The sequence below is a fragment of the Leptotrichia wadei genome (assembly GCF_007990445.1).
Lineage (GTDB): Bacteria > Fusobacteriota > Fusobacteriia > Fusobacteriales > Leptotrichiaceae > Leptotrichia > Leptotrichia wadei_A.
In genome coordinates, this window is sequence record NZ_AP019841.1 from 1,008,194 (window position 1) to 1,034,638 (window position 26,445).

Below are 26,445 nucleotides of genomic sequence, written 5' to 3' on the forward strand. Positions count from 1 at the left end.
GACAATAAAATTTTGACTTCTTAACAGCAAATGAATAAAATTTAGTTTCTGTTTTTTAAAAGAAAGTTTACCTTTTACAAGTAAAAAATAAATAATAAAACCTGCTTTAGAATTTTTTTTAACAAAAAGATAGCAAGAAGTCTCCGACTTCTATAAGTGGGAGATGAATTGCTTTTTTTGTAAAAAAAATTGAAAAAAGGATACATCCATGATAAAATTTTTGTATAAAATATTGAAGAGAAATCATTAATGATAAAATTTCTAAAGAAATAATATTCAAAATCAAAAGGAGGTGTAATTTTATGAAATATAATTTAGCATTCAAATACAGAATTTATCCAAATAAGGAGCAAGAATTATTGATAAACAAGACTTTTGGATGTGTTCGTTTTGTCTACAATACGATTTTGTATACTGCGAATAAATTTTATGAAGAAACTGGAAAAAATAAAATAATTACACCTGCAAGTTTGAAGAGTGAAAATAAATTTTTGAAAGAAGTAGATAGTTTGGCACTTTCAAATGCTCAATTGAATGTAAAACGATCGTTTACGAATTTCTTTCAGAAGAGAGCAAAGTTTCCAAGATTCAAATCTAAAAAGAATAATGTTAAAAGTTATACGACAAATTGTGTGAATAATTCGATACGAATAGAGGAAAACAAATATTTGGTTTTGCCAAAATTGAAAAAAGTTAAATTAAAATATCATAGAGAAATACCGAAGGATTACAAGATAAAGTCAGTAACACTAACAAACAGTAATGGAAATTACTATGTTTCTGTTTTGACAGAATTTGAAAAAGAAATTCAAAAAGTAACTGGTAATGATAAAGTAATTGGACTTGATTTTTCAATGTCTGAATTATTTGTCAGCTCTGAAAACCAAAGGGCTGATTATCCAAGATATTTTAGGATGTTAGAAGAAAAATTAAAGAAATTACAAAAATCATTATCAAGGAAAGTAAAATTTTCTAAAAATTGGTATAGACAAAAAGAGAAAATATCAAAATTGCATGAGTATATCAAGAATTGTCGAAGAGATTTTCTACATAAGTTGTCGAAAAAATTGTCTGAAACATATAATGCTGTGGTTGTTGAGGATTTGAATATGAAAGGGATGAGCCAGACATTAAATTTTGGGAAAAGTGTAGGAGATAATGGATGGGGAATGTTTTTGAGAATGCTTGAGTATAAGTTGATGTTTTTAGGGAAACAATTTTTGAAGATAGATAAGTGGTTTCCATCGTCGAAGACTTGCAGTAAATGTGGAAATATTAAAGAGGAACTGAAATTATCAGAAAGAAGCTATAAATGTGAGTGCTGTGGAGTTGAGATTGATAGAGATTACAATGCGGCACTAAATATAAAAAACATTGGGAAATTGATGTTGAAATATTAGGAGATAAAAAGACAGGGGAGGAACTACCCGAAGAGCTTGGTAAATATATTTGGCTAACAAAAGCAGGTACTTCCCAAGAAGCTCCCGCTTCTAAAAGCGGGAGTAGTTCACTGTATTTGACTTTGAATTGAGCAGTGAGGATATGGAAAAAATATCTGAACTTGATAAAAAGGAAAGTCTATTCTTAAATCATGATGATGTGGAAATAGTAAAATGGCTTAATGGAAGAAAATAATAAAATGGAGCTGTCTCAAAATAGTAAAATTTTAAATAATTCAAAAAAATAGTTTTTACATTGTTTTTTAAATTTTCTTTTTGAGACAACCTCTTTTTCAAGAATTTTTACTAAAATTATCAAATATTTTTTTCCTGTCAAAAAGTTCAACCTCTAAAGTTTTTTCCAGCTTTTTTGAACGGGAAAGGGCAGGCTGTGAAATATACAATTCTTCAGCGGCTTTTGATAATGTTCCATGTGTTGCAAATGCAATAAGCTGTTTAAGTTGTTCCAATTCTATCATATAAATCACCTCATATAATTTTTATTTCTAGTATGCATTTTAATTATAGCACATTTTATAAATGGTATTGTACTTTTATCTTAAATTTTAATATTATGATTATATAAAGATAAGCAAATAAAAATAAGAAAATGGAGGAAATTATATATGAAAAACTAAAAATTTAAATTACTTACTGATTTATGATATAATTGTATTATTATAAAATCATGGAATGGAGTTTAACTATGAATAAAGAAAGATTGGCAGCTTTTATGGATGCCGTACTTGCAATTATTATGACAATTCTCATATTAGAGCTGAAAAAGCCTGAAACAGCAACTTTAAAAGCCCTTTGGAATTTAAGAGTAAATTTTTTTGCATATACGATTTCATTTTTCTGGCTTGGAACAATGTGGGTAAATCTGCATAATGAATGGCATAAAATAAAATACATTACACCGGCAGTTGTCTGGGCAAACGTAGTTTTACTGTTTTTTTCTTCGTTTTTTCCTTATGTGACTTCTTTTGTCACTTCATATTACAATAGTAGTGTAGCACAAGGATTTTATGGGATAATAGTTCTGGCTGTTACATTTTGTAATATAATTTCTGGGCATTTGATAGGAAAAGCAAATAGAAACGATGAGAAATCACAGGAATCATTAAAAATAAGGATGAGATGGTTAAGTATTGATATAATTATAAAAATTATGGGGTTAATAATATCGTGCACCTTTTATCCGCCAGCAATGATGATAAGTGTTTATATTACTTTACTTGGAATTGTACTTCCCGCACAATATAAAGCGGCAAAAAGGAGAAGAGGAAAATAGAAAAAGTAAATAAAAATTGTCATTCTGTACTGCACCCAAAATCTTGGACACAAGATTGGAGGTGCAGTTTTTATGAGCAAATTAACAAGAAAAGATAAAATTGAAATATATGAAAGAAAAAATTGCAAAAACAAATGCATTAAGACAGCTTGATAAACAAAAGATTCCATATATTAATTCACACTTATGAGTGGAGTGAGGATAAAAGTGGAGGGCTTGGTGTTGCTGAGAAGTTGCCTGAACTAGCGGATAGAGTTTTTAAGACAATTGTTTTGAAAGGGAAAAGTAAAAATTTGTATGTGTGTGTAATTCATGGAGAAGCACATTTGGATTTGAAAAAGGTAGCAAAGGCCTGCAAAGAGAAAAATATTGATTTATTGCCACTTTCAGAACTAGAAAAAGAAACAGGATATATTCGTTGAGGGTGTTCTCCTGTAGGAATGAAAAAACTGTTTAAAACTTTTTTTACAAGGAAGTTGAAAAATTTGATAAAATAATGGTTTTGGTTGGCAGACGAGGACTGCAGATGGAAGTGGAAACAGAAAAATTAGTTGAAGTTGTGAAGGGGAATGTTGTGGATTTGACGATGGAAGAGATTTAAGCTATAATGGGTATAATATAAAATATTGAAACGAAGGAGTTGAAAAATTATGATTGATGTAAATAAGCCATTGGAAAATCCTGTGTTAAAAGAATTGTTTAGTAGAATAGGAAAAAATCAGAAAAGTGATTTAGAATTACAAAATAAAATTTTAGATGAAATTATAATGAGAGCTTATTTTTTAAGTTATGTATTTTTTGATAAACCTATTGAAACTGATGAAACGGGAAAAGGAACTGTTAAAGAAGATTTAAATGTATCTTTCTATATGATTTCTTCGTCTGATGGAAAACAATTTTATCCAGCATTTACTGACTGGGAAGAATTGAATAAGTGGAATATCGGCATTGATAAAATACAGACACTTATTTTGTCTTTTGATGATTATGCAGAAATGGTATTATTAAATCCAGATATAGAAGGTTTTGTTATTAATCCATTTACTACATCATTTACCTTTACAAGAGAACAACTTAAAATTTTGAAAAAGGAAAAGGAAGAAAGACTTAAGGTCGTTGAAACAAAAGTAGAAAAGGACACGCCTGTAATGATTGGAGAAGCGAAAGAATATCCTGAAGATATGCTTGAAGCATTAAAAAGTGCTTGTAAATTAGATAAAAATATTAAAAGAACTTGGTTAATGCTCATGTATAAAGAGGGACAGGAGAGTTATCTATTAGTTGTTGACAGTATGGGAAATGAAAAAGAAAGTATAGAATTTATAGGAAGAAAAATAACTCCATACTTGAATGGAAAATATATTGATATGCTTTCATATAAAGATAGTTTTGGAAAAGATGTTGTTAAAGATAAAAAGCCATTTTATGAAAAGAAAAATTCGATATAATAAAAAATAGGAAAAAGAAGAAAATAACTATGCCAAAGCAATTTCAGGATTTTTTAAAGAGTATTGGATTATCAATTGAAAATATTCTTGAACAAGCGGGAATACCAAATATTTTGTGGAAAGAAGAAATTCAGTTTTCTACTGAGGAATATTATTTATTTTTGAAAAAAATTGATGAAGTCATTACTGATGAGCAAATATCAGCAATCAGCAATATTGATAATCTAAATGTGTTTATTCCATCTTTTTTTGCGGCGCTTTCTTCTAAAAATGGACTTGAAGGCTTAAAAAGATTGGCAAAATACAAAAAATTAATAGGGCCTGTTTTTTTAGAAATTAAAGAGTTTGAGGAAATAGTTCAAGTGCAGTATTTTTTTGAACAAAGAGAAAAGGAACTGCCACGTTTTGCAGTTTTGAATGAACAGCTTATGCTGATAAATTTATTGAATAAAGGAATTGGAGATAAAATATCTCCAGTAAGTGTTACAAGTCCTTTTGAGTATGGCGAATTATTGACAAAGGAGATAAACACTACGATAAATAAAGCAAAACAAAATGAAATAATTTTTAGCATGAAAGATTTGAAAAAGCCATTTTTGATAGCAAATAATATAATGGTGGAATATTTGGAACCTCAATTGAAACAGAAACTCGCAGAAATGGAAAGTGAAACATTTGATACTTTTACAAGCAGAGTTCAGAAAAAGCTTTTTCAGCTTATTCCAAGCGGACAGTTTGGATTGGAAAATGTAGCAGAAGAGTTTGGTATAAGCGGAAGAACTGTTCAAAGAAATCTATCGGCAGAAAATGCCAGTTTCAATCAGCTGGTGAAAGATATTCAGAAAATAATGACTTTCAATTATTTGGAAGCAAAGGAACTTTCAATTGATGAAATAGCCTATTTGGTTGGATATACGGAACTTTCATCCTTCTATCGGGCATTTAAAAAATGGACTGGGAAAACGGTTTTGCAGTATCAGAAAGAGAAGTAATAGATATAAAAATACGTTATAAAAAATACGTTATAAAACCGACGTATTTTTTTTCGTTGCAAAATGAAACGAAAAATGGAACGAAAAGCTTTTCGTTGCAAAAGTGATAAAAATGAAGTATAATTAATTTATAAAGATGTTGTTTTAAATGAATTATATAAATGGAGGGTTTATATGAGAAAAGAAAGTAAGGACGTAGAATTTAAGGAAAGAATAACTAGAAGTTATTTGAAAACAGTTTCTGCTTATGCTAATTATAAGAATGGGAAAATAATTTTTGGGATAAACGATGAAGGAGAAGCTATCGGACTAGAAAAAGTAGTGGAGAATAAACTTAATATAGAGAATACCATTAACGATACTATAAAACCTAAGCCGGAATATACATTGGATATTGAAAAAATAGAGGGAAAAAGTTATATTGTCTTAAATGTTAAAAAAGGAGATTTTCCACCATATTACTACAATGGAAAAGCCTATAAAAGAAATGATACGTCGACAATTGAAGTAGATACAGTTGAATTGAACAGGCTGATATTACAGGGAAGCAATTTAGATTATGAGGCAATTGAAATAGAAAATGAGAAATTAGAATTTAAGTTTTTAGAAAAGAAAATGAAAGAAGTAGTAGGAATAAAAGAACTGAATTTAGATATACTAAAAACATTGAATTTATATGAAAATAAAAAATTTAATATAGCTGCTGAACTTTTTGCAGACAATAATAATAGGAAATTTTCTGGAATTGATATAGTAGTTTTAGGTGAAAATATAAATAAAATACTATTTAGGGAAAATATTGAAAGAAAATCCATACTTGAACAATATTATGAAGCAATCAGTGTATTTGAAAGATATTATGAATATGAAGAAATAGTAGGAGCTGAACGTATAAAAAAAGAAAAAGTTTCAAAAGAAGCTTTCAGGGAATCTGTTGCAAATGCGATAGTCCATAGATTATGGGATATAAATGCGAATATAAAAATAGTAATGTCAAATGATAAAATTGAGATTATATCACCAGGAAGTTTACCTTTAGGAATGTCAGAAGATGAATATATGAGAGGATATGTTTCAGTTTTGAGAAACCCTATAATAGCAAATATTTTTTATAGATTAGGAATAATTGAAAAATTTGGAACAGGAATAAAAAGAATAAAATATGAATATAGGGAAAGTTTTGTGAAACCAGCTTTTGAGATATATGAAAATAGTATAAGAATAACTTTACCAATAATTAAAACAGTTCCAAGTAATTTAGTTAACGGTGAAGTAAAAGTTTTTGAAATTCTTAAAAAGTATGAAAAATTAAGTAGGAAAGAAATCGAAGAATTAAGTAAATACAATAAATCAAAGGTTATAAGATCGATAAATGGTTTAATTGAGAAAAGTATTGTTGAGCAGGTGGGGAAAGGACGTTCAGTGAAATATCAGTTAAAAAAATAAACCAAAATTATTTTTTTCGTTGCAAAATGAAACGTAAAATGGAACGGAAAAGCTTTTCGTTGCAAAAATATTACAAAAAAAAGCTGTTTCATAAAATAACCCTCATGAGACAGCTTTTAATTCAATGAAATCCATTTTTTAAAATTCTAAATCTTACAATTCTCTAAATTTTTTATACATCTTGATTCACTTTTGGAATACTCTTCATTTCCCCTTTCAAAACAATCACAGATACAACAAAAGCTATGAAATCTGCTATTGGGAATGCGAACATAATTCCATCAATACCCATAAAATATGGTAAAATTATTAGTAATGGTAAAAGTGATATAATTTGTCTTACAAGTGACAAAAAAGCTCCTTTTGAGGCCCTTCCAATTGATGTTAAAAACATTGTAATAGCACCTTGAATACCATTTAGGAATATGAAGAATAAAAATACTCGCATATATTTTGTTCCGTATTGAAAGTAGAGTTTGCTTCCGTTACCGAAGACAGAAATTATTTGAACAGGGAAAAGTTCAGCGATTGCAAATGCTACTAAAGAAATAATAAAAGCCACTTTTAGAGATAATTTTAAAATTTCTCGAACCCTTGCAAATTTTTTTGCTCCATAATTAAATCCAGCAATAGGCTGAGCTCCTTGCGTCAATCCCAATAAAATCGCTATAAATATGACATTTATTTTCATAACAATTCCAGCAACGGCAATAGGAATTTCACTTCCATAAATAGATTTCGCACCATAAATTTTCAATAAATTATTTGTCACAATTTGAACAATTAGTGCAGAACATTGGAAAATCAAAGGCGATGTTCCCAACATAAACAAAATCCAAATTTCTCGTATTTTTATCTTAAAATCCTTCAATTCAAATTTTACACTTTTAAATCTAAAAAAATATAATCCTAGCATAATTGCTGAGATAAATTGCCCAATTACAGTCGCCCAAGCGGCACCGTCCATTCCCATATTAAATCCAAACATAAACAGCGGATCAAGAATCGTATTTGTAATAGCCCCAATAACTATCGCAAGCATTGAATAAAAAGAATTTCCATCAGCTCTAACCATAGGATTTGCTCCTATCGAGAATAATAAAAACGGTATTCCAAGAGATGTAATTTGAGTATATTCAATCGCATAATCAAAAATTTGATTAGTAGCCCCAAAGGCCGTCAACATTGGTCTTAAAAAAATATTAATTAATATGCACAAAATAATACCACTTAAAAGTAACATTGTAGCCGCAGTTCCAGCCACGCTTTTTGCCCTTTTCGGACGCTTCCTTCCCAATTCCAAATTAAAGTTAGTCGCAGCTCCAACTCCAGTCATAAGCCCAATCGCAAGACAAATCGTCGTAAGTGGAAAAGCCACATTTGTAGCCGCATTCCCAAGAAACCCAATTTTTTGCCCAATAAAAATCTGATCCACAACATTGTAAAGAGCATTAACCAAGTTAGCAATGATAGCAGGAACCGCAAGTGAAATCAACAATTTTCCAACAGGTTCTGTACCAAATTTAGTTTTTCGTTCATTTATTGCTTTCGTTTTTCCCATTTTTCCTTCCTTTCCAAAATTTTTAAATATGATAAAATTCTCTCTAAATAAAAAGAGAAAAATATTTTTTGTAACAAGAAAACTGAGAAAAAATCCCAGTTTTAAGCCATCATATTAGTATGGTAAAAAATAATATCTTATGAGTATTTTACTACATTTGGTAAAGGTTTTCAAATTTTTTTATTTAGTTTAGAACAGAATATTATGGTAGATTTTAGAATAAAAGAATTTATTGTAATGTAAACTGACTTTAGAAATAAAAAAATGATATAAAACATGTAGATTTTTTGTTAAAAATATTGTACAATAAGTAGAGGTGATTAGTATGATAGCTACAAATTATTCAAATGTGAGAAATAATTTAAAAAAATATTGTGATAAGGCAACTGATGATTATGAAACAGTCATTATAACAAGAAAAAATGACAAAAATGTGGTACTGATGAGTGAAGAGGAATATAACAATTTGATGGAAAATCTTTACATTATGTCAAATAAGAAATATTATAATGAACTGTTAAAAAGTAAAGCGGAAGCGGAAGCGGGGAATGTACAAATACATGATATAATTGAGGTGGAATAATGAATTTAACATGGACAGATATTGCATGGGGGCAATATGAAGAATGGCAGAAACAGGATAAAAAAATAGTCAAAAAAATAAATGAAATAATAAAAGACATCAAAAGAAACGGCAATGAAGGAATAGGAAAGCCCGAGCCTTTAAAACATGAATTGAGTGGATACTGGAGCAGAAGAATTACAGATAAGCACAGATTTATATATAAACTGACAGAAACAAGTATAGTAGTTATTGCCTGTGCAAATCATTATAAATAATAGGAATTATGAAAAATAAAGGTATGATTAAAAAACAGACTTCTTTAAAATTGAGAGAAAATCTTAATTTAAGTGGTCTTTTTTTGTCTTTTTGAAATTTATGTAACAAAATTTATAAATATTAATGTGTAGAGTCATTTTCAAGAAAAGCTCTACTTAAATAAAATTTATGAAAAAATATGGTAATTATTTGGTTTGAAATTGTAAAAAAGATAGCCAAAAATATTTTGGTATGTTTTTTACTCTGTTAGATATAGATTTATATTTGAATTATACAATTTTATTTGGTATACTACAAATGCAAAGAATTTTAAAAAAATATAAAGTTAATAAGTGAGGGATTCAAATGAAAAATTCGTTTAAATCAAATGATGAATTGAAAGAGGAAGAAGTATTAAAAATGATTGATGATACAAGTAAACTTGTAGCTAAAAAGAATATTAATGTTCTTGCTCAAGGGGCAGTTGCTGCTCAAAGTAGTAATGCACTTACGAATAAAGTAGAATTTTGGAAGTGGATGGATAGAAATTATGCAGGATCAGGAATTTTTTCTAGTAATAATTCGATGCAGGAATATATTTCACAAGGAGCTGGAAAAGAGGAATGGGTTGTGAAACAACTTCAAGGAAAAGGTTATGAATGGGATTGGATGGCACAGCAAAGAAATAATATAAAAAATTTATTTAATAGATATGATGCTGGAGATGTAGCAAATAGAGCTGCGAGCGATGTTACTGAAATGAATATATTTACAGGAAAATCAACTGAATATCAGATGAAAGCCTACACAGGAAAATCGAACCCTCATTTAAAAAATACGCCTACAGATATGACAGTTGTAACGAATGCAGAAAAAGTGAGTGTTGTACAAAAAAATGGTTATGAAAGTGTAGAAAGTTATCAAGATAACCAATTAATAAAAAAATCTACTGATAGTCGTTTAGAGGAAATAAAAAATGGAAGTGCAGAGCCAGTTTATAATTTTAAAAATGTTGGTGGAACTATGGCAAAGGCTGGATTAGTAGGTTGTGTAATAGGTATGGGTACAGAAGCTGTTTTTTCTTATAAAGCGTGGAAAAAAGGTCAAATAAGTGACGAAGAATATTTGAAAGAAGTTCTTAAAGCTGGAGGAGATGCTGGGGTTACAGCTGGAATAACTTCGGGAATTATGGTTCCTGTAACAGCGGCTATTACAGCAGCAGGAGTATCTACAGTAGTGACTATTCCTATTGCCATTGTAGTAGGGGGAATTGTAAATAAAGTAGTTGCACCTTGTTTTGGAAGAGGGGAATATAGAAAAATTTTATCACAAGCTAAATATTATCAAAATTTAGAAAATGTATACGATAATTTGGTGATAAGTATGGAAAATGCTTCAAATCAGTACTATAATTTTGTTTCAAGCATGAAAAATCAACATAAAGTAAACAATTTAATGAAAGAGAAAAGTTTAGAATTAAATATCGAATTAAAAAAATTATACGATAAAATATAAAAATAGATAGGAGAATTAAAAATGAATGAGTTAATACCAATAGAAGATATGAATTATCTTGCACAACAATCACAAGGGAAAATAAATATGATTTTATCAGGAATGACAGCATTGATGAATGATACAGAAGATAAAACAGAAAAGATGGAGAAACAAAATTGGTTTCAAAGAATGGTAAAAACTGTAACAGGAAAAAATAGAGCAACAAGAGAAGAAATAAAACAGAATCATGATAAATTAAATGCTTATATGTCGCAAGCAATAGCTGAATTATACAATAGAAACTGTATTGATAGTCAAGTAATGATAAGTTTAGGAACACAGTTGAATGAACTTTATGCAGAACATTTGCAATTAAAACAAATGTTGGGAGCTTTTGTAGTAAAATTAAATGAAAAAATAGACAGTGTAGATAATTTTCACATGTTAAATACTGAAATTGAACAAGGTGTTTATTCTGATAATGAAAAAATAATCGCAATATGTAAAGTAATGTCGCAATTTGATAACAGAATAATGGAAGAACCTAGAAAACTTGATATTTTAAGAAGAAGTATGGAAAAACAGGAAATTATTACAGAAGATGAAGTTTTATTGACTGATTATTTAATGGATATTATGAATATTTCAGTAGATGAAATAGGGAAAATATATCTTGAATTATCAACAATTAGAAATGATTTTTTTGCTAATTTAATTTTAGGAGTAATTGAAGACTACCATTTTCTTCCAGATATGCAAAGAAAAATGATGAAAAAGGAAAAAATAATAGAAAACCTTATTCAAAGAGAAAGGTTGGATGATACTATTACGTTATCTATAAATGAAGTTTATGATAATTTTATAAATAGTAAAATTGAAGTAAAAGAAGGATTAATACCTGTTGAATCAATTCAAAATCAAAGAGGAAATCAAATAAGCTATAATAATAACGATAATTTAGAAATGAAAAGGGCAGAACAATTATTTCTTAATTATAAACTAGCTGAAGCATTTGAATTATTTAAGAAACTTGCTGAGGATGATAATGGAAGAGCAATGTACTTTTTAGGTGAATTTTATAGTAATTCGATTGGAAAAATAAAATTAGATGAAAAGAAAGGAAAAGAATGGAGAATAAAAGGTAAGGAATCAGGAGATGTTTTAGCAGCTTTAAATGTGGCTTATTCTTTACCTGAAGATTCAGATGAAGCAAACAGAATTTTCTTTGAATTATATGAAGATGTTTTAAAATTAGCTGAAGATGGAGATATTTTTGCTCAGAATGAATTGGCAGATATGTATTTGTATGGTCATGGAATAGAAGAGGATGAAGAAGAAGGTGTAAAATGGTTGAAAAAATCGGCTGATGCAGGACATTGGAGATCAATAATGGACTTAGCAGATCGTTATTCTGATGGAGTAGGAGTGTTACAAGATGAATTAAAAGCTATAGATTTATATAAAAAAGTTTATGAATTAGGATTAGGGGAAGCAGCAAATAGAATAGGACTTATATATGACAATCAAAATAATTCAGAAGAAGCAGTCAAATGGTTCAGAAAAGGATTTGATAAAGGGCATGATTGGTCAGGTTGTAATTTAGCAGATTATTATTCTGATGGAATAGGGGTACCACAAGACAAACAAAAAGCTTTAGAATTGTATAAAAAAGTTTACGAATTAGGAGGTTCGGCTTCAGGGAAAGCAGCAAATAGAATAGGACTTATATATGATGACAATCAAAATAATTCAGAAGAAGCAGTAAAATGGTATAGAAAAGGATTTGATAAAGGGTATGATTGGTCAGGTTGTAATTTAGCACTTTCTTATTCTAATGGGACAGGAGTACCACAAGACAAACAAAAAGCTTTAGAATTGTATAAAAAAGTTTACGAATTAGGAGATTCAGCTTCAGGAGAAGCTGCATATAGAGTAGGAGCAGTATATGTAGAGCGAAAAGAATTTAAAGAAGCATACAAGTGGTATAAAAAATCTTTAGAACACGGGGTTGAAAAAATAGAAGAGATAGATTATTTTTTAGCCCAAATAGAACATAATTTAGCTATGAAGGAACAATTAAAAGCTACAGAAGAAGTAACACAAGCACTTCAGGATTTTAATGAAACACCTTGGGATATGAAAAAACAACAAATTGTAGAAGAAAAAGAACGAATAGCAGAAGAAAAACAACGAATTGCAGAAGAAAAACAACGAATTGCGGAAGAAAAACAACGAATTGCGGAAGAAAAACATCGAATTGCGGAAGAAAAATGAAAAAAATTCGAAAGTGCCGAGAGTGACCAAAATTTTGTGTAAACTAATAGAAAAATATAGTAAATTCAGTACTTCGCTATTCTATTTACACAAAAATTTTTACACTTTCCTTTAACGCTATATTTACACATCCTTAAATTATAAAAACCCCAAGTTTATAAAATTAATTATACTTGGGATTTTATTTATTATTTTTATATAACAATCTCTTATTTTTGAGGTGTAGTACCTATATTTTTAATTATTCACTTGTAATAGTTCCGTATTCAAGAGCGCAAGATGATAATAATGCTAAAATTTTAGTTAGTAAAATTTATTTTTTTTATAAATTTACTCCTTTTAATTTTTTTAAAATATAGTAAAAACTATATAAAAAAATATTAATAATAAAATTTGTAAACACAAATACTCTTGTTTTTTTACAAAAAATGTGGTACTCTTATAATATAAAAATTAATTTTATAATTAATACAATTATGTAATTATAGTTGTATAAAATGGAAAGGATGAAAAATATGAAAAAATATGATGCAATAATAATTGGATTTGGAAAAGGTGGAAAAACTTTGGCAGGATTTTTGGCTGGGAAAGGTCAGAATGTTGCGTTGATTGAGAAATCGGATAAGATGTATGGAGGGACTTGTATAAATATTGGATGTATTCCTACGAAAAAACTTGTTGATAGTACAAAAGTTCTTAAAAATAAAGGGTTAAGCGGTATTGAGGAAAAGGAGAGATTTTATACAGAAAGTATAAATAATAAAAATAAATTGATTGGTGCATTGCGTGGGAAAAATTATGAAATGCTGGCTACAAAGGAAAATATTGATATTTATGATGGATTTGGAAGTTTTGTTTCAAAAAATGTGGTTAATATTGAAAGTAATGGGGAAAATGTTCAGATTGAAGGGGAAAAAATATTTATAAATACAGGTTCGACTACAATAATTCCTGGTATAAAAGGGCTTAAAGAAAGTAATCATGTGTATACAAGCACTTCAATTATGGAACTGAAGGAACTTCCTAAAAAATTGACTATTCTGGGAGCAGGGTACATTGGATTGGAATTTGCTTCGATGTATGCTGATTTTGGGTCAGAAGTTACAGTGATTGATTTGGCACAAAGACTTATGCCTAGAGAAGATGAAGAAATTGCTGATAGGGCAAAGGCTATATTTGAGGCAAAAGGGATTAAATTTTTACTGGAATCAAAAATTGAGGAAATTGTTGATAAAAATGGAAAAGGATATGTGCAAATTTCACAAGGAGCAGACAAGAGCGAAATTGAATCAGATGCAATTCTTGTGGCAATTGGAAGAAAACCTAATACAGAAGGGCTTAATTTAGAAGCAGCAGGAGTAAAAACTGACGAAAAAGGTGCAGTTATAGTTGATGAAACACTAAAGACAACTGTTGACAACATTTGGGCAATGGGAGATGTGAAAGGTGGACTTCAATTTACGTATATTTCTCTTGATGACTTTAGAATAATAAGGGATAATCTTTACAATGGAGGAAATAGAACAGTAAACGATAGAAATGTAATTCCATACAGCGTATTTATAAATCCACCTTTATCAAGAGTTGGAATGACTGAAAATGAAGCAATTGCCAAAGGATATGAAGTAAAAATAGGAAGACTTGAAGCAATGGCAATTCCAAAAGCAAAAATAGAAGGTGTAACAGATGGACTTCTTAAAGCAGTTGTAGATGCAAAAACAGATAAAATACTGGGATGTACTTTATTATGCAACACTTCCCACGAAATGATAAACATTGTTGCGGCGGCTATGAAAGCTGAACAAAAATATACATTCCTAAAAGATATGATATTTACTCATCCGACAATGAGCGAGGCTTTGAATGATTTATTTGGGAGCGTGAAATAAAGAAAATAAAAAATATTTTAGTTAAAATTTATGAATTTTTATGAAGCAATTAAAAATAATACAAAGAATGGAGAATAAATGGGCGAGTTTTTAATAATTATGGGATTAGTAGTATTTTATAATCTATTTAAGATTATTTTTAATATTATAAGAGTAATTTTTTTAAAGAAAAAGGTAAAAAAGTTTTTGAAAATTGATTTAATTTCTGAAATAATTTATTTTTTAGGATGGATAGATTTGATGAGAAATGCAATTATTTTAGTACCTAGTCAAATATTTCATTCAGTTTTTTACTATGTTGCTATTTTAATATTTTTGATAAATAAAAGAAACAAAAAAATTCATAATTATATTTTATTTTCGATAATAACGATTGATATAATAATTGTTTTATTTCTTCTAAATATGCTAAAATTATATCTTATTACGGTCATTACGATAATCGTGTATATTTTTATAATTGTAATTTTAAGAAAAGATAGGGATAAATTGCGAGATTGTGGATATTTGACACTATCTTTACTGGATATTGCAAATATTTCTATATCATATATTGCATTTATAGGATATGCTGTTTCGGCATTTTAAAAAATAATAGATAATAGATAGAATAATAAATAAAAAATTTCTTCAAATAAAAATCACGGTTATTAAGATTAACTGTGATTTTTTGCTATAGACATTTGTGAAAATGTATAAATTTTTTTAAAGAAATGCTTTAGGAAAAAGTGTTGATAAATTACAAGTAATGCAGTATAATAATATTGTTATATACTTTTTGGATTATGAAATTTTTGCAATAGAAAAAAGATAAAAAAATAAGCCCAACATTAAGGGCTTAAACACAATAGAATTTTACTTTAATATATTATACCATATTTTAGATAAAATTAAGGTGGAAATTAGAAATATAAAGTAATATTTTTAGAAAGGAAAATTGAAAAATGGAAGACATTATAAAAAAAATAAATGAATTTTCAAAATTGGCACGTGAGAGAGAATTGACCGAAGAAGAGAAGAAAGAGCGTGAAAAATATAGAAAAATGTATATTGAAAAATTTAAGGAAAGTATGAGAGGGCATTTGGACAGTATTAAGGTTGTTAGAGTGGATGATGATGGAAATCCGATTGATGATGACGGGAATGTTATTGAGCCTGAAGCGTAAATAAAATAGTAATGACAGTATTTAGAGATTAATCTCTAAAATCTTGAAAGTTGGATTGGCAAGATTTTATGGATTTTTGTAATTATTTAAAGTGAATTAGGAAGGGAGTGAATAAAAATTTATGAAATATGATTTAGTTATATTTGATTTGGATGGAACGCTTATGGATACGTCAAAATCTATTACAAAGACTGTAAATTCAGCGATGGAAGAACTTGGAAAAAAGCAGTATTCTATTGATGAGTGTGTAAAATTTGTTGGTGGTGGAGTTTCGGGGTTGGCTCGGAATATTTTGGGAAAAGAGAAGTATACGGATGTAACGAATGAGAAAATGGAAAAAGTTATAAGAAAATATTATGATATTTACTTTGACTATGGTGTTGAGCCTTATGAAGGAATACCTGAATTGCTGGATTTTTTGACAGAAAATAATATAAAAAAAGGGATTGTGACGAATAAGGATCATGAAACGGCTTTGTCTGCTGTTGAAAAAAAATTGTCGAAATGGAAATTTGATGGAATATTTGGATCTAATGAAAAGGAATATCCAAATAAGCCGAATCCCTATAATGTTGATAGAATGGCACAAGATTTGAATGTTTCAAAGGATAAAATACTATTTATTGGGGATATGCTTGTGGATGTAAATACTGCTAAAAATGCTGGAGTTGACATTGTTTACTGTAAATGGGGATTTGGTGAAGTGAAAGGTGAAACTGGAATTAGTGAAGATGTGAAAGTGTCTAACGTTCAGGAAATTATAAAAAAAATAAAATAAATTTAGATTCTTTTAGAATAAGTGGATTTTAAAAAAGTCTGATTTAGAAAGTAAAAAACGGAATTTGTTTTGAAAACTATAATTAATTTCCGTTTTTTTATTTATTAAAATAATCTGGTATTAAAGAGATTAAGTATGAAGTTAATCTTGCACCAAAAAGTTAAGGAAATAATTATTCAAATATATTTTCTTGTCTGTTAATGGATATTGTGGTATACTTATTTTTATAAAGCGATTAAGTAGTGAAAGAAGTCGAAGAATTATGAAAAGAGGGAAGGAGAAGGAATTTTTATGGAAAAAAGAAAAAGAGTTGTATTAGGAATGTCGGGTGGAGTGGATTCTTCTGTTGCGGCAATTTTATTAAAAGAACAAGGATATGATGTGATTGGCGTTTTTATGAAAAATTGGGAAGAAAAGGATGAAAATGGGGTCTGCATGGCAGAAGAGGATTATAAGGATGTAATTGCTGTGGCTGAACAATTGGAAATACCCTATTATTCGGTAAATTTTGTAAAGGAATACTGGGATAAGGTTTTTACTTATTTTCTTGATGAATATAAAAGAGGGAGAACTCCGAATCCTGATGTGATGTGTAACAAGGAAATTAAATTCCGTGCATTTTTAGATTATGCGATGAAACTTGGGGCAGACTATGTGGCAACAGGGCATTATGCAAGAATTATTCACGAGGAAGTGGAAGATGAAAATGGGAAAAGAATAAAGTCGACTATGTTAAGAGGAGTTGATGACAATAAAGACCAAACTTATTTTCTTTGTCAATTAAGTCAGGAACAATTGGAAAAGGTGCTGTTTCCATTGGGAGAATATACAAAGCCGCAAATTCGTGAGATTGCTGAAAAATATAATTTGGCAACGGCTAAGAAGAAGGACAGTACAGGAATTTGCTTTATTGGAGAACGTGATTTTAATAAATTTTTATCCCAATATTTGCCTGCAAAGGGTGGAAATATTGTAAATACGCAAGGAAAAGTGCTAGGACATCATAATGGACTTATGTATTACACAATTGGACAAAGAAAGGGAATTGGAATCGGGAATACGAAGGAAGGGACTGGAGAGCCTTGGTTTGTTGTGGATAAGGATTTGGAAAAAAATGAATTGATTGTAACGCAAGGGGATAATTCAGTGCTTTATTCAAAAGGTTTAATTGCAACAGATTTTAACTTTATAAATGAAGTTCAGTTTCCATTGGAATGTACTGTAAAATTCAGATATAGACAAAAGGATACAAAAGCTGTAATTAATAAACTTGATGAAAATGAATATGAAGTGATATTTGATGAACCGCAAAAGGCTGTGACATTAGGGCAAATTGTGGTTGCTTATGATGGTGAGGTTTGCCTCGGCGGGGGAGTTATTGATAAAATTATAAAATAAATTGTTTATTTTTGAAATTAGTTCAAGCTTTTAAAAAACAGTCATTCAGATTTTGAAGTTTTTTTCTTTCGATTGCTATAACATTTAAATATTTGGCAAGAAGATGTATAAGTCTTGCTCCCTTGTAAAAATAAAAAAATTAGGTTATCGAACATGTCTAATATAAAAAAAGGAGATGATAGAATTTGAAAAAATTAAAACTTTTTATAGGAGTATTCTCTATTTTAAGTGTAATCTCAACAGGAAATAAACTTTATGCTTATAATGAAATACAAGGTATATTTAAACCAGGAAATCAAGAAAATAAAAATATACCAGATAATAGTCAATCAAGAAGCGAAAATGTTCAAACTCCACAAGTAGAAATTGTTGTTGATCCTATGTGGGAATATTATATTGAATATCATGAAAGAATTGATGCAGAATTACAAGATGTTTATGATAATCCTTCTCACGAAACTGCAGTAAAACATATGGTTTGGGTTGAGGTTCCTATATGGAAATTAAAAAATGGGCAAAAGATTTCAAGCAAGGCAAAAGTACAAGTATTAAATTTATTAGCAGAAGATGTGAAAAGTATATTTACTGAAATATACAATGGACCAGAAAAATTTCCTATTAAATCATTAGGAGGCTATAATTGGCGATCTAATGGGCTAACTAGCCTTCATAGTACTGGCCGTGCAATAGATATAAATCCTGATGAAAATCCTCAGATAAGTGCTGATGGAGAAGTTTTAGTAGGTAAAAAATGGGAACCAGGAATAAATCCTTATTCTATTACTCCAGACGGAGATGTTGTAAAAGCATTTTCTAAAAAAGGATGGACTTGGGGAGCTGGATTTTCAAGAGCTGATTATATGCATTTTGACTTTTAATATTTGTAGGTATCAAAGTGGTAAGTACTGAATAATAGCAGTATTTTTAATCACAAAGATCGAGGCAATTGAAAGAAAGGAACTTCAAAATCTAAATGACTAATTTAATATTTAATAAGGGAGGAAAATGAAAGAATTAATATTTTGTTTAAATGCAACTATGCCTGTATTTTTACTTATGATACTTGGGTATATTTTTAGAAGAGTTGGAGTAATAGACTTGGAATTTGCAGATAAGATGAACAGGTTTGTATTTTTGGCTCTTTTGCCTGCGCTTTTATTCAAGGAATTGTCATTGTCTGATTTTTCAGCAATTTGGGATTTGAAATATTTATTATTTTGCTTTTTTACAACATTTCTTTCAATTTTAATAATGTGTATTTCATCAATTTTTTTGAAGGACAGGTCAATTCGTGGAGAATTTATTCAGGCCAGCTTTAGGAGCAGTGCGGCTTTACTTGCTTATGCCTTTGTGCAGAATGTTTATGGAGAGGCTAAGATTGTGGCGCTTATGGTAATTGGAGCGGTTCCGTTGTATAATGTAGCTTCAGTTGTGATTTTGATGCTGCTTCGCCCAGAACAGGGAAAATTAAACAGAGTTGTCTTGAAAAATACGTTAAAAGGAGTTATTAAAAATCCCTTAATATTGGGAATTTTAGCCGGAATGATTTGGGCGATGTTAAAAATTCCACAGCCTGTTATTATGAAAAAATCTATTTCGACATTTGCGGCTGCTGCAACTCCGCTTGGATTGCTGGCACTTGGAGCGAGTTTTGATGTGAAGGAAGTTTTTTCTAAAATAAAAGTTGTGCTAGTTTCATCTTCATTTAAATTAATAATACTTACTGCGATATTCTTGCCAATAGCGGTAAAAATGGGATTTGAGGATGAAAAACTGGTTGCAGTGCTTGGAATGTTGGGAAGTCCGACAACTCCAACTTCATTTACAATGGCGAGAGGAATGGGGCATAACGGCTCGGTAACTTCTGGAACAGTTATGGTTACAACGATTATGAGCATATTTACATTAACAGGCTGGCTATACATCTTAAAAGTTGCAGGATTAGTTTAAATAAAGGAATTTGGAGGTAAAAACGATGAAATTAAAAAAATACATTCTAATTGGAATGATAGCTTTATTAGCTGTTGTGGCTTGTGATAATAAAAAAAATAGTAAAGATAAAGAAAAAGTGAAGGCAGTAAATGTAAAAAAGGATATTTCCAATGAGGAAATAAAAAAATACAGTGAATATTTAAAAATAAGTGAAGAGCCAAATTCAGAAGAGTGGAATGATTTTTTTACAGAAATAAAAAAAGATGAATTTTCTGATGCGAATGGAAATATAAAAGATATTTCAGGCGAAATAATATCTATTGTAAATCTTGATGGTTCAATTAATTTAATAGGCAATTATATTAAAGAAATAACCGATGTAATGCAAAAAAGTCCAAAAATGGAAGCTATTGATACAAATGCTCAAAATTTAGTTGATTCTTTAATTCAGGAGCAAAAGGTTTTGACAGAAATTAATGACTATTTTGAAAAGGGGAATTATAAAACTGATAAACTGGGAAGAGTTGATGAATTAAATGATAAATATAAGGTTGTCTTGCGAAATCGGCTTGAAAACAGTAAAATATTTTCTAATTCTTTGCATGAATTTGCAGAAGCAATTAATAAAAAAATGGAAGCACAGTTACAAAAGGATGGAAAAACAGCCACGTTGAATATTCTAAAATTTGTAAATTCGGCAAATGGATTTGAGGAAGCAGCTTTTAGTAAAAATAACTTGAATTTTGACGAAGAAGAAGTAAAAGAACTGGAAAAAGCTAATAATGAGCTGCAGAAGGCATATAAAAATATAGCAGGAATGACAGTTGAGAATGCAAAAAAAGAAAATATAAGCGAATCAGATTTTAAAAAGATAAAGGAAAGTTCAAAGGCGTTGTCTGAAAATACGCAAAAAATGCTGACAGGAGTAAAAAATCAGAATATTCAGGATGTAGTGATAAGTGCAAGTAATATTTTAAGTGCTAAAACTGATTTGGAAAATGTTTTTAATGTTTTGCTGATACAAAAGTAAAAAATTAACTTTATTGATTAATTGAAAAAATTTAATCATTAATAAAATATATTGAATTATATAAAACTTATATATTATAATTATTGACAAAAAGCCAAAAAAAATGGTATATTATAAAAAGGTAAAGTTAGAAAAGGAATTAATTTATTTTTATAAAGAAAGTAATAAATTTTTAGTTTAAATAAAGGCAGGAGGAAAGTTGAAATGAAAAAAATGTTGTTGTTGATGGTTCTGGCATTGAGCGTTTTTATGTGCAGTGTCCAGAAAGAGGAAAAGAAAGAAGAAAATAATGCTAATGGAATTCCTAAAAAAATTGTAGTTGGACTTGATGATTCATTTGTTCCAATGGGATTTAAAAATGAAAAAGGTGAAATTGTAGGATTTGACATTGATTTGGCTAGGGCGGTAGCTCAAAAGTTAGGAAGTCAAGTTGAATTTAAACCAATAAACTGGGATTCTAAGATACTTGACTTAAATGGTGGGAATATTGACTTGATTTGGAATGGGCTTACTATAACAGATGAGAGAAAAAAAGAAACTGAAATGACAAAGCCATATTTGACAAGTCATCAGCTTATAATAACAAAAACAGGTTCAAATATTAAGACAAAGGCTGATTTAAAAGGGAAAATTGTTGGAAGCCAAAGTGAAAGCAGTGGAGAAGAAGCAGTTAAAAAATCAGGTGAAGACAAGACATTTAAGGAATTTAAAACTTATGCGCAGTATGATCAGGCATTTATGGATCTTGATGCCGGGAGAATTGATGCAATTATAGCTGATGAAGTATTGGCAAAATATACTAAAAAAACGAAAGAAACTCAAGCTAAAAAAGAGCTTTACAATATTTTAAGCGATAATTACGGAGAAGAAGAATACGGAATTGCCGCTAAAAAAGGGAACACTAAGTTGATAGAAGCAATAAACAAGGCTATTGAAGAATTAAAAGCAGACGGGACTTACCAAAAAATTTATTCTAAGTGGTTTAAAGATTAGTAATGAACCAAGCGTTGACAATATTTATTGAACTGGTAAAAACATTACCAAATATCATAATGCTGTATATACTTACAATCATATTTTCCATCCCGTTGGGAATTTTAGGAGCGTTGGCATATACAGGAAAAAATAAAATAGTAAAATTCTTTATTTCGGTTTATACCTGGATTTTTCGTGGTACACCTTTAATGCTGCAATTAATGGTAGTTTATTATGGAATTCCGCTTATGAAAGTTGGTGGATATAAAATCGTGCTTGAGCCATATACTGCGGCAACCATTACATTTATTATAAATTATGCGGCATATCTTGTGGAAATTATGAGAAGCGGGATAGAAAGTATTGACAAAGGACAGCATGAGGCGGCAAAAGTGCTTGGTTACAGTTATTGGCAAAAAATAATATATGTCATTTTACCTCAAACAATAAGAAGAGTGCTGCCAACATTGGGAAATGAAGCGATTACGCTTATAAAGGATACTTCACTTATATATGTCCTGGCTGTAACTGAAGTTATGAAACGGACAAAGGAGCTGGCTAACATTTATTATAATATTACGCCGTATATCTGTGCAATTATTATTTATCTTGTACTAAGTTTTGCGATTGACAGATTGTTTAAAAATATTGAAAAAAGAAATAAAGTTAGAATTTAGAAAATTAAAAACATTAAATTTAAATAAAAAAATTTAAGTAATGTAAATTTAGGAGATAAATCGTGAAAAGTGAAAAAAAAATAGTAGAAGTAAAAAATCTGAAAAAACAGTATGGCGATAATGTAATTTTAAAAAATATAAATTTACATATTGACAGGGGAGAAGTTGTTTCATTAATAGGGCCTTCAGGAAGTGGAAAATCAACGATCTTGCGATGTATAGCAGATCTTGAGTCGATAACATCTGGAGAAATTTTGATTGAAGGAAACAATTTAACAGATAAAAATGTAGATAAAAAAATAAAAAAGGAAATGCTGTTAAAAACTGGAATGGTTTTTCAGACATTTAATTTATTTCCACACATGTCAGTTAGAAATAATATAGTTAGAACTTTAAAATTAGTAAAGAATATGAATACAGAAAAAGCTGAAAGTATCGTAAAGGAAATGTTGAGTTTAGTAGGGCTTTCTGATAAAATTAATAATTATCCAAATGAACTTTCAGGAGGGCAGAAGCAAAGAGTTGCAATAGCAAGAGCATTGGCACTGAAGCCGGATATTATGCTTTTTGACGAGCCTACATCGGCACTTGATCCAGAACTTGTAAAAGAGGTGCTGGATATAATAAGAAAATTGAAGAGTCAGAAAATAACGATGTTGATTGTAAGTCACGAAATGAACTTTGTACGTGAAATTTCAGATAGAGTAATTATTATGGAAAAGGGTGAAATACTGGAAACAGGAACTCCAAAGCAAATATTTGAAAACCCGTCTTCTCAAAGAGTAAGGGAATTTCTGAATGCAAATAAATAAAATTTAACATTAATTTTAGGGTATTATGAAACTAAATTATAATGCCCTTTTATTATATATTATATAAATATTATTTTTATATTTAAATTAAATATGAAATTAGTATAAAAAAATTTGAAATATGGCTTGTATATACAATAAAAAAATGTTATAATATAAAAAAGTTTGAGTGACCAAGTTTATCATAATGTTTATTTTTTATTAAAACTTAAATTATGAAATTAATTAAAAAGAAGTTGACTTTTAAAGTGATAAATAATATAATCTTTTTGAGAAATTAAGATGAAAAAATAAAAAGAGGTGAAATATGGAGGGTTTTATTAAGATAAAAAATTTGGTTAAGAAATATCAGCTTAATAACGGTAAAGAATTATTAGCTGTAAATAATGTAAACCTTGATATTGAACAAGGCGATATTTATGGAATTATGGGGCTTAGTGGAGCTGGGAAGTCAACACTTATTAGACTTCTTAACAGGTTGGAAGAGCCTACTTCTGGAGAAATTTTGGTAAAACAGGAAATTGTTGACAAAAAAGATAATACAGTTACTGGATATGAGGATAAAAATATTTTGAAATTTAATATGAAAATGCTGCGTGAATATCGGAAAAAAACGGGAATGATTTTTCAGCACTTTAATTTGCTAAATTCAAGAAATGTTGCGGAAAATGTGGCTTTTCCGTTGGAAATTTCAAAATGGAAAAAAAAGGATATAGAAAAAAGAGTAGATGAGCTGCTGGAAATCGTGGGACTTTCAGATAAAAAACTGAATTACCCTGAACAGCTTTCAGGAGGGCAAAAGCAAAGAGTTGCGATTGCAAGGGCGTTGGCTAATAATCCGAAAATATTGCTGTCGGATGAGGCAACTTCAGCACTTGATCCAAGAACTACTAATTCTATTTTGGAACTATTGAAGGATATAAATAAAAAATTTGGGATAACGATAATTCTTATTACTCACCAGATGGAAGTTATAAAAAAAATATGCAATAAAACGGCAATTATGTCGGATGGTCAAATTATTGAAAAAGGGGAAACAAAAGAGATTTTCCTGAATCCTAAAACAGATTTAGCAAAAGAATTTGTAGGAAATATTTCCCATGAAGAATTCCGCACAGAAGAAGAAAAGAAACATCGTGAGGAAAATAACGGGAAATTGCGGTTAAGGCTAAAATATAATGAGGATCAGGTAAATGAATCGTATATTACAAAAATTATCCGTAAATATGATGTTGAAGTAAATATTTTAAGCGGATTTATTGATAAAGTGGGCGATGTTATCGTGGGAAATTTACTGATAGAAATTTCTGCAAGTGAAGAGAAATCCAAGGATATTATTGAATGGCTAAAAGAAAATAAAATAGATTCGGAGGTGTTATAATGGGATTTGATTGGGTTAAGTTTTTTCAGTTTCAAAATATGGCTCAACCATTATGGGAAACATTTTATATGGTGTTTTTTTCAACAGTTGTAGCATTAATTATCGGACTTCCAGTTGGAATTTTACTTGTCACTTCTGATGAAAAAGGAATAAAACCTAATAAAACTTTACATAAAATACTGGATATAGTTATTGTAAATATAACAAGATCTATACCGTTTATAATTTTGATAGTTTTATTAATTCCGCTTTCAAAATTAATATTTAAATATTCATTCGGAAGTGTTTCGTTTATTGTGCCGCTGTCATTGGGGTCAGCACCGTTTGTGGCAAGAATAATTGAAGGGGCTTTAAAGGAAGTTGATGAAGGGCTTATTGAGGCTTCAAAATCAATGGGAGCAAAAACATCTGAAATAATTTTTAAAGTTATGATACCTGAAGCATTGCCATCGCTTGTTCACGGAATTACATTAACATTAATCAGTTTAATTGGATATTCTGCAATGGCTGGTACAATTGGTGGAGGTGGACTTGGAAATGCCGCTGTAATAGATGGATTTCAAAGAAATAATCCTGAATTGATGTGGCAGGCAACAGTTGTTACAATTATTCTGGTTCAAATTATTCAGTTTATTGGAGATAGAATTGTAAGGGCATTGCTTGAAAAAAGAAAAAGGGCATAAAATAAAAAAAATAAAAAATAAAAAATTAGGAGGCAAAAATGAAAAAATTGTTTACATTAGTGCTGATGATAGCACTGTTTATCGTATCTTGTGGTGGAAAAGGCCAAAAATTAAGAGTGGGAGCAACACCAATACCACATGGTGATTTATTAAATTTAGTAAAGGATGATTTGAAAAAAGAAGGAATTGACTTGGAAGTTGTTCCGTATACTGATTATATCTTGCCAAATAAGGCGCTTGCAGATAAAAGTATAGATGCTAACTTTTTCCAACATGTTCCGTATATGGAAGACTTTGGAAAGAAAAATCATATTGATATGGTTGCAGTTGGGAATATTCATTTAGAGCCAATGGCATTGTATTCTAAAAAAATAAAAAATATTAAAGATTTGAAAAGTGGAGATACTTTAATAATTCCTAACGACCCTACTAATGGAGGACGTGCATTAATCTTACTTGACAAAGCTGGAATCATAAAATTAAAAGACAATAAAAATTTATCAGCAACACCTGCTGACATTGTTCAAAATCCTAAAAATTTAAAAATTGTGACAATGTCAAATGAACAAATTGCACCAAGATTAGATGAAGTTGCAGGAGCAATTATAAATTCAAATTTTGCAATTGATGCAAAAGTTACAAAAAATGAGATTATCTTAATAGAAGGAAAAGATTCTCCTTATGTAAATGTTGTTACTGTTTTAAAAGAAAATCAAAATGATGAAAGAGTGAAAAAACTTGTAAAGGCATTGCAAAGTGAAAAAGTTAAAAAATATATTGAAGAAAAATATGATGGTAGAGTAATTCCAGCATTTTAATTTTAGGATAATCAAGACAAAAATGGCTTTAAATTTAATTTAAGGCTATTTTTTTTATTTATCATTAGAAAAATAAATTTAAGATAAAATAAAAAAATTTATTTTTTGTATAAATTTGTTGAAATAAATTTAAGA

General features: G+C 29.3%; 26 protein-coding genes and 1 pseudogene. 25 read left to right on the plus strand and 2 right to left on the minus strand.

Annotated elements, in window-relative coordinates; translation table 11 throughout:
- Positions 1 to 302: 302 nt before the first annotated feature.
- Both FVE74_RS04820 and FVE74_RS12285 read left to right on the plus strand, forming a co-directional pair.
- Complete coding sequence (locus FVE74_RS04820) at positions 303 to 1,400, plus strand: RNA-guided endonuclease TnpB family protein (protein WP_147003472.1); 1,098 nt, start codon at positions 303 to 305, stop codon at positions 1,398 to 1,400.
- Between the two features lie 106 nt (positions 1,401 to 1,506).
- Positions 1,507 to 1,635 (plus strand): annotated as a pseudogene (locus FVE74_RS12285) (aldo/keto reductase); the annotation flags it as partial.
- Positions 1,636 to 1,732: 97 nt separating this feature from the next.
- Here FVE74_RS12285 and FVE74_RS04830 read toward each other — a convergent pair.
- Positions 1,733 to 1,918, minus strand: coding sequence for a LysR family transcriptional regulator (locus FVE74_RS04830; protein WP_232054084.1), 186 nt, complete (start codon positions 1,916 to 1,918; stop codon positions 1,733 to 1,735).
- Between the two features lie 227 nt (positions 1,919 to 2,145).
- Here FVE74_RS04830 and FVE74_RS04835 point away from each other — a divergent pair, with 227 nt between their 5' ends.
- From FVE74_RS04835 to FVE74_RS04855, 5 genes are all read left to right on the plus strand, one after another.
- Positions 2,146 to 2,733 carry a TMEM175 family protein gene (locus tag FVE74_RS04835; protein WP_147003473.1) on the plus strand — a complete coding sequence of 196 codons (588 nt, stop codon included), beginning with the start codon at positions 2,146 to 2,148 and terminating at the stop codon, positions 2,731 to 2,733.
- 149 nt (positions 2,734 to 2,882) lie between these two features.
- Positions 2,883 to 3,155 (plus strand): YbaK/EbsC family protein, encoded by a 273-nt coding sequence (locus FVE74_RS11890; RefSeq protein ID WP_232054085.1) that lies wholly within the window; start codon positions 2,883 to 2,885, stop codon positions 3,153 to 3,155.
- Positions 3,156 to 3,383: 228 nt separating this feature from the next.
- On the plus strand, positions 3,384 to 4,181 hold the full coding sequence (locus tag FVE74_RS04845; RefSeq protein ID WP_147003474.1) for an enhanced serine sensitivity protein SseB: 798 nt from the start codon (positions 3,384 to 3,386) through the stop codon (positions 4,179 to 4,181).
- Positions 4,182 to 4,210: 29 nt separating this feature from the next.
- Positions 4,211 to 5,173, plus strand: coding sequence for a helix-turn-helix domain-containing protein (locus FVE74_RS11895; protein ID WP_147003475.1), 963 nt, complete (start codon positions 4,211 to 4,213; stop codon positions 5,171 to 5,173).
- Between the two features lie 174 nt (positions 5,174 to 5,347).
- Positions 5,348 to 6,619, plus strand: coding sequence for an RNA-binding domain-containing protein (locus FVE74_RS04855; RefSeq protein ID WP_147003476.1), 1,272 nt, complete (start codon positions 5,348 to 5,350; stop codon positions 6,617 to 6,619).
- Positions 6,620 to 6,791: 172 nt separating this feature from the next.
- Here FVE74_RS04855 and FVE74_RS04860 read toward each other — a convergent pair whose 3' ends face one another.
- Positions 6,792 to 8,180 (minus strand): MATE family efflux transporter, encoded by a 1,389-nt coding sequence (locus tag FVE74_RS04860; RefSeq protein WP_147003477.1) that lies wholly within the window; start codon positions 8,178 to 8,180, stop codon positions 6,792 to 6,794.
- Between the two features lie 325 nt (positions 8,181 to 8,505).
- On the opposite strand from FVE74_RS04860, the gene FVE74_RS04865 reads away from it, so the two are divergent.
- The 18 genes from FVE74_RS04865 to FVE74_RS04950 all read left to right on the plus strand — a co-directional run bounded on the left by FVE74_RS04865 (position 8,506) and on the right by FVE74_RS04950 (position 26,310).
- Positions 8,506 to 8,763, plus strand: a complete 258-nt coding sequence (locus FVE74_RS04865; RefSeq protein ID WP_021766441.1) for a type II toxin-antitoxin system Phd/YefM family antitoxin — start codon at positions 8,506 to 8,508, stop codon at positions 8,761 to 8,763.
- Positions 8,763 to 9,020 (plus strand): Txe/YoeB family addiction module toxin, encoded by a 258-nt coding sequence (locus tag FVE74_RS04870; RefSeq protein ID WP_147003478.1) that lies wholly within the window; start codon positions 8,763 to 8,765, stop codon positions 9,018 to 9,020. Before FVE74_RS04865 ends, FVE74_RS04870 begins: the two co-directional genes overlap by 1 nt.
- 346 nt (positions 9,021 to 9,366) lie before the next feature.
- Positions 9,367 to 10,515 carry a hypothetical protein gene (locus FVE74_RS04875; protein WP_147003479.1) on the plus strand — a complete coding sequence of 383 codons (1,149 nt, stop codon included), beginning with the start codon at positions 9,367 to 9,369 and terminating at the stop codon, positions 10,513 to 10,515.
- A 21-nt stretch (positions 10,516 to 10,536) separates the two neighbouring features.
- A complete protein-coding gene (locus tag FVE74_RS04880; RefSeq protein WP_147003480.1) occupies positions 10,537 to 12,771 on the plus strand; it encodes a tetratricopeptide repeat protein in 2,235 nt (744 codons plus the stop codon).
- A 515-nt stretch (positions 12,772 to 13,286) separates the two neighbouring features.
- Positions 13,287 to 14,660, plus strand: coding sequence for an FAD-dependent oxidoreductase (locus FVE74_RS04885; RefSeq protein ID WP_147003481.1), 1,374 nt, complete (start codon positions 13,287 to 13,289; stop codon positions 14,658 to 14,660).
- 78 nt (positions 14,661 to 14,738) lie between these two features.
- Positions 14,739 to 15,248 carry a hypothetical protein gene (locus tag FVE74_RS04890; RefSeq protein ID WP_147003482.1) on the plus strand — a complete coding sequence of 170 codons (510 nt, stop codon included), beginning with the start codon at positions 14,739 to 14,741 and terminating at the stop codon, positions 15,246 to 15,248.
- 356 nt (positions 15,249 to 15,604) lie between these two features.
- On the plus strand, positions 15,605 to 15,826 hold the full coding sequence (locus FVE74_RS04895; RefSeq protein ID WP_147003483.1) for a DUF896 domain-containing protein: 222 nt from the start codon (positions 15,605 to 15,607) through the stop codon (positions 15,824 to 15,826).
- Positions 15,827 to 15,947: 121 nt separating this feature from the next.
- Positions 15,948 to 16,604: an HAD family hydrolase gene (locus tag FVE74_RS04900; RefSeq protein WP_147003484.1), complete on the plus strand. Its 657-nt coding sequence runs from the start codon at positions 15,948 to 15,950 to the stop codon at positions 16,602 to 16,604.
- Positions 16,605 to 16,895: 291 nt separating this feature from the next.
- Complete coding sequence (gene mnmA / locus FVE74_RS04905; RefSeq protein WP_147003485.1) at positions 16,896 to 18,002, plus strand: tRNA 2-thiouridine(34) synthase MnmA; 1,107 nt, start codon at positions 16,896 to 16,898, stop codon at positions 18,000 to 18,002.
- Positions 18,003 to 18,187: 185 nt separating this feature from the next.
- Positions 18,188 to 18,880: a M15 family metallopeptidase gene (locus tag FVE74_RS04910; RefSeq protein ID WP_147003486.1), complete on the plus strand. Its 693-nt coding sequence runs from the start codon at positions 18,188 to 18,190 to the stop codon at positions 18,878 to 18,880.
- Between the two features lie 127 nt (positions 18,881 to 19,007).
- The gene (locus FVE74_RS04915; RefSeq protein ID WP_147003487.1) at positions 19,008 to 19,952 is read left to right on the plus strand and encodes an AEC family transporter; all 945 of its coding nucleotides are present in this window, start codon (positions 19,008 to 19,010) and stop codon (positions 19,950 to 19,952) included.
- A gap of 25 nt (positions 19,953 to 19,977) precedes the next feature.
- The gene (locus tag FVE74_RS04920) at positions 19,978 to 20,964 is read left to right on the plus strand and encodes a DUF3829 domain-containing protein (RefSeq protein WP_147003488.1); all 987 of its coding nucleotides are present in this window, start codon (positions 19,978 to 19,980) and stop codon (positions 20,962 to 20,964) included.
- A 204-nt stretch (positions 20,965 to 21,168) separates the two neighbouring features.
- Entirely contained in the window at positions 21,169 to 21,957 is a 789-nt protein-coding gene (locus tag FVE74_RS04925; RefSeq protein WP_147003489.1) for an amino acid ABC transporter substrate-binding protein, read from the plus strand.
- 2 nt (positions 21,958 to 21,959) lie between these two features.
- Complete coding sequence (locus FVE74_RS04930; protein ID WP_147003490.1) at positions 21,960 to 22,616, plus strand: amino acid ABC transporter permease; 657 nt, start codon at positions 21,960 to 21,962, stop codon at positions 22,614 to 22,616.
- Between the two features lie 80 nt (positions 22,617 to 22,696).
- The gene (locus FVE74_RS04935; RefSeq protein WP_172617480.1) at positions 22,697 to 23,428 is read left to right on the plus strand and encodes an amino acid ABC transporter ATP-binding protein; all 732 of its coding nucleotides are present in this window, start codon (positions 22,697 to 22,699) and stop codon (positions 23,426 to 23,428) included.
- A 307-nt stretch (positions 23,429 to 23,735) separates the two neighbouring features.
- Complete coding sequence (locus FVE74_RS04940; RefSeq protein ID WP_147003492.1) at positions 23,736 to 24,809, plus strand: methionine ABC transporter ATP-binding protein; 1,074 nt, start codon at positions 23,736 to 23,738, stop codon at positions 24,807 to 24,809.
- Positions 24,809 to 25,492, plus strand: a complete 684-nt coding sequence (locus FVE74_RS04945; RefSeq protein ID WP_147003493.1) for a methionine ABC transporter permease — start codon at positions 24,809 to 24,811, stop codon at positions 25,490 to 25,492. The genes FVE74_RS04940 and FVE74_RS04945 overlap by 1 nt, the downstream gene beginning before the upstream one ends.
- Positions 25,493 to 25,530: 38 nt before the next feature.
- Positions 25,531 to 26,310: a MetQ/NlpA family ABC transporter substrate-binding protein gene (locus FVE74_RS04950; protein WP_147003494.1), complete on the plus strand. Its 780-nt coding sequence runs from the start codon at positions 25,531 to 25,533 to the stop codon at positions 26,308 to 26,310.
- Positions 26,311 to 26,445: the final 135 nt, after the last annotated feature.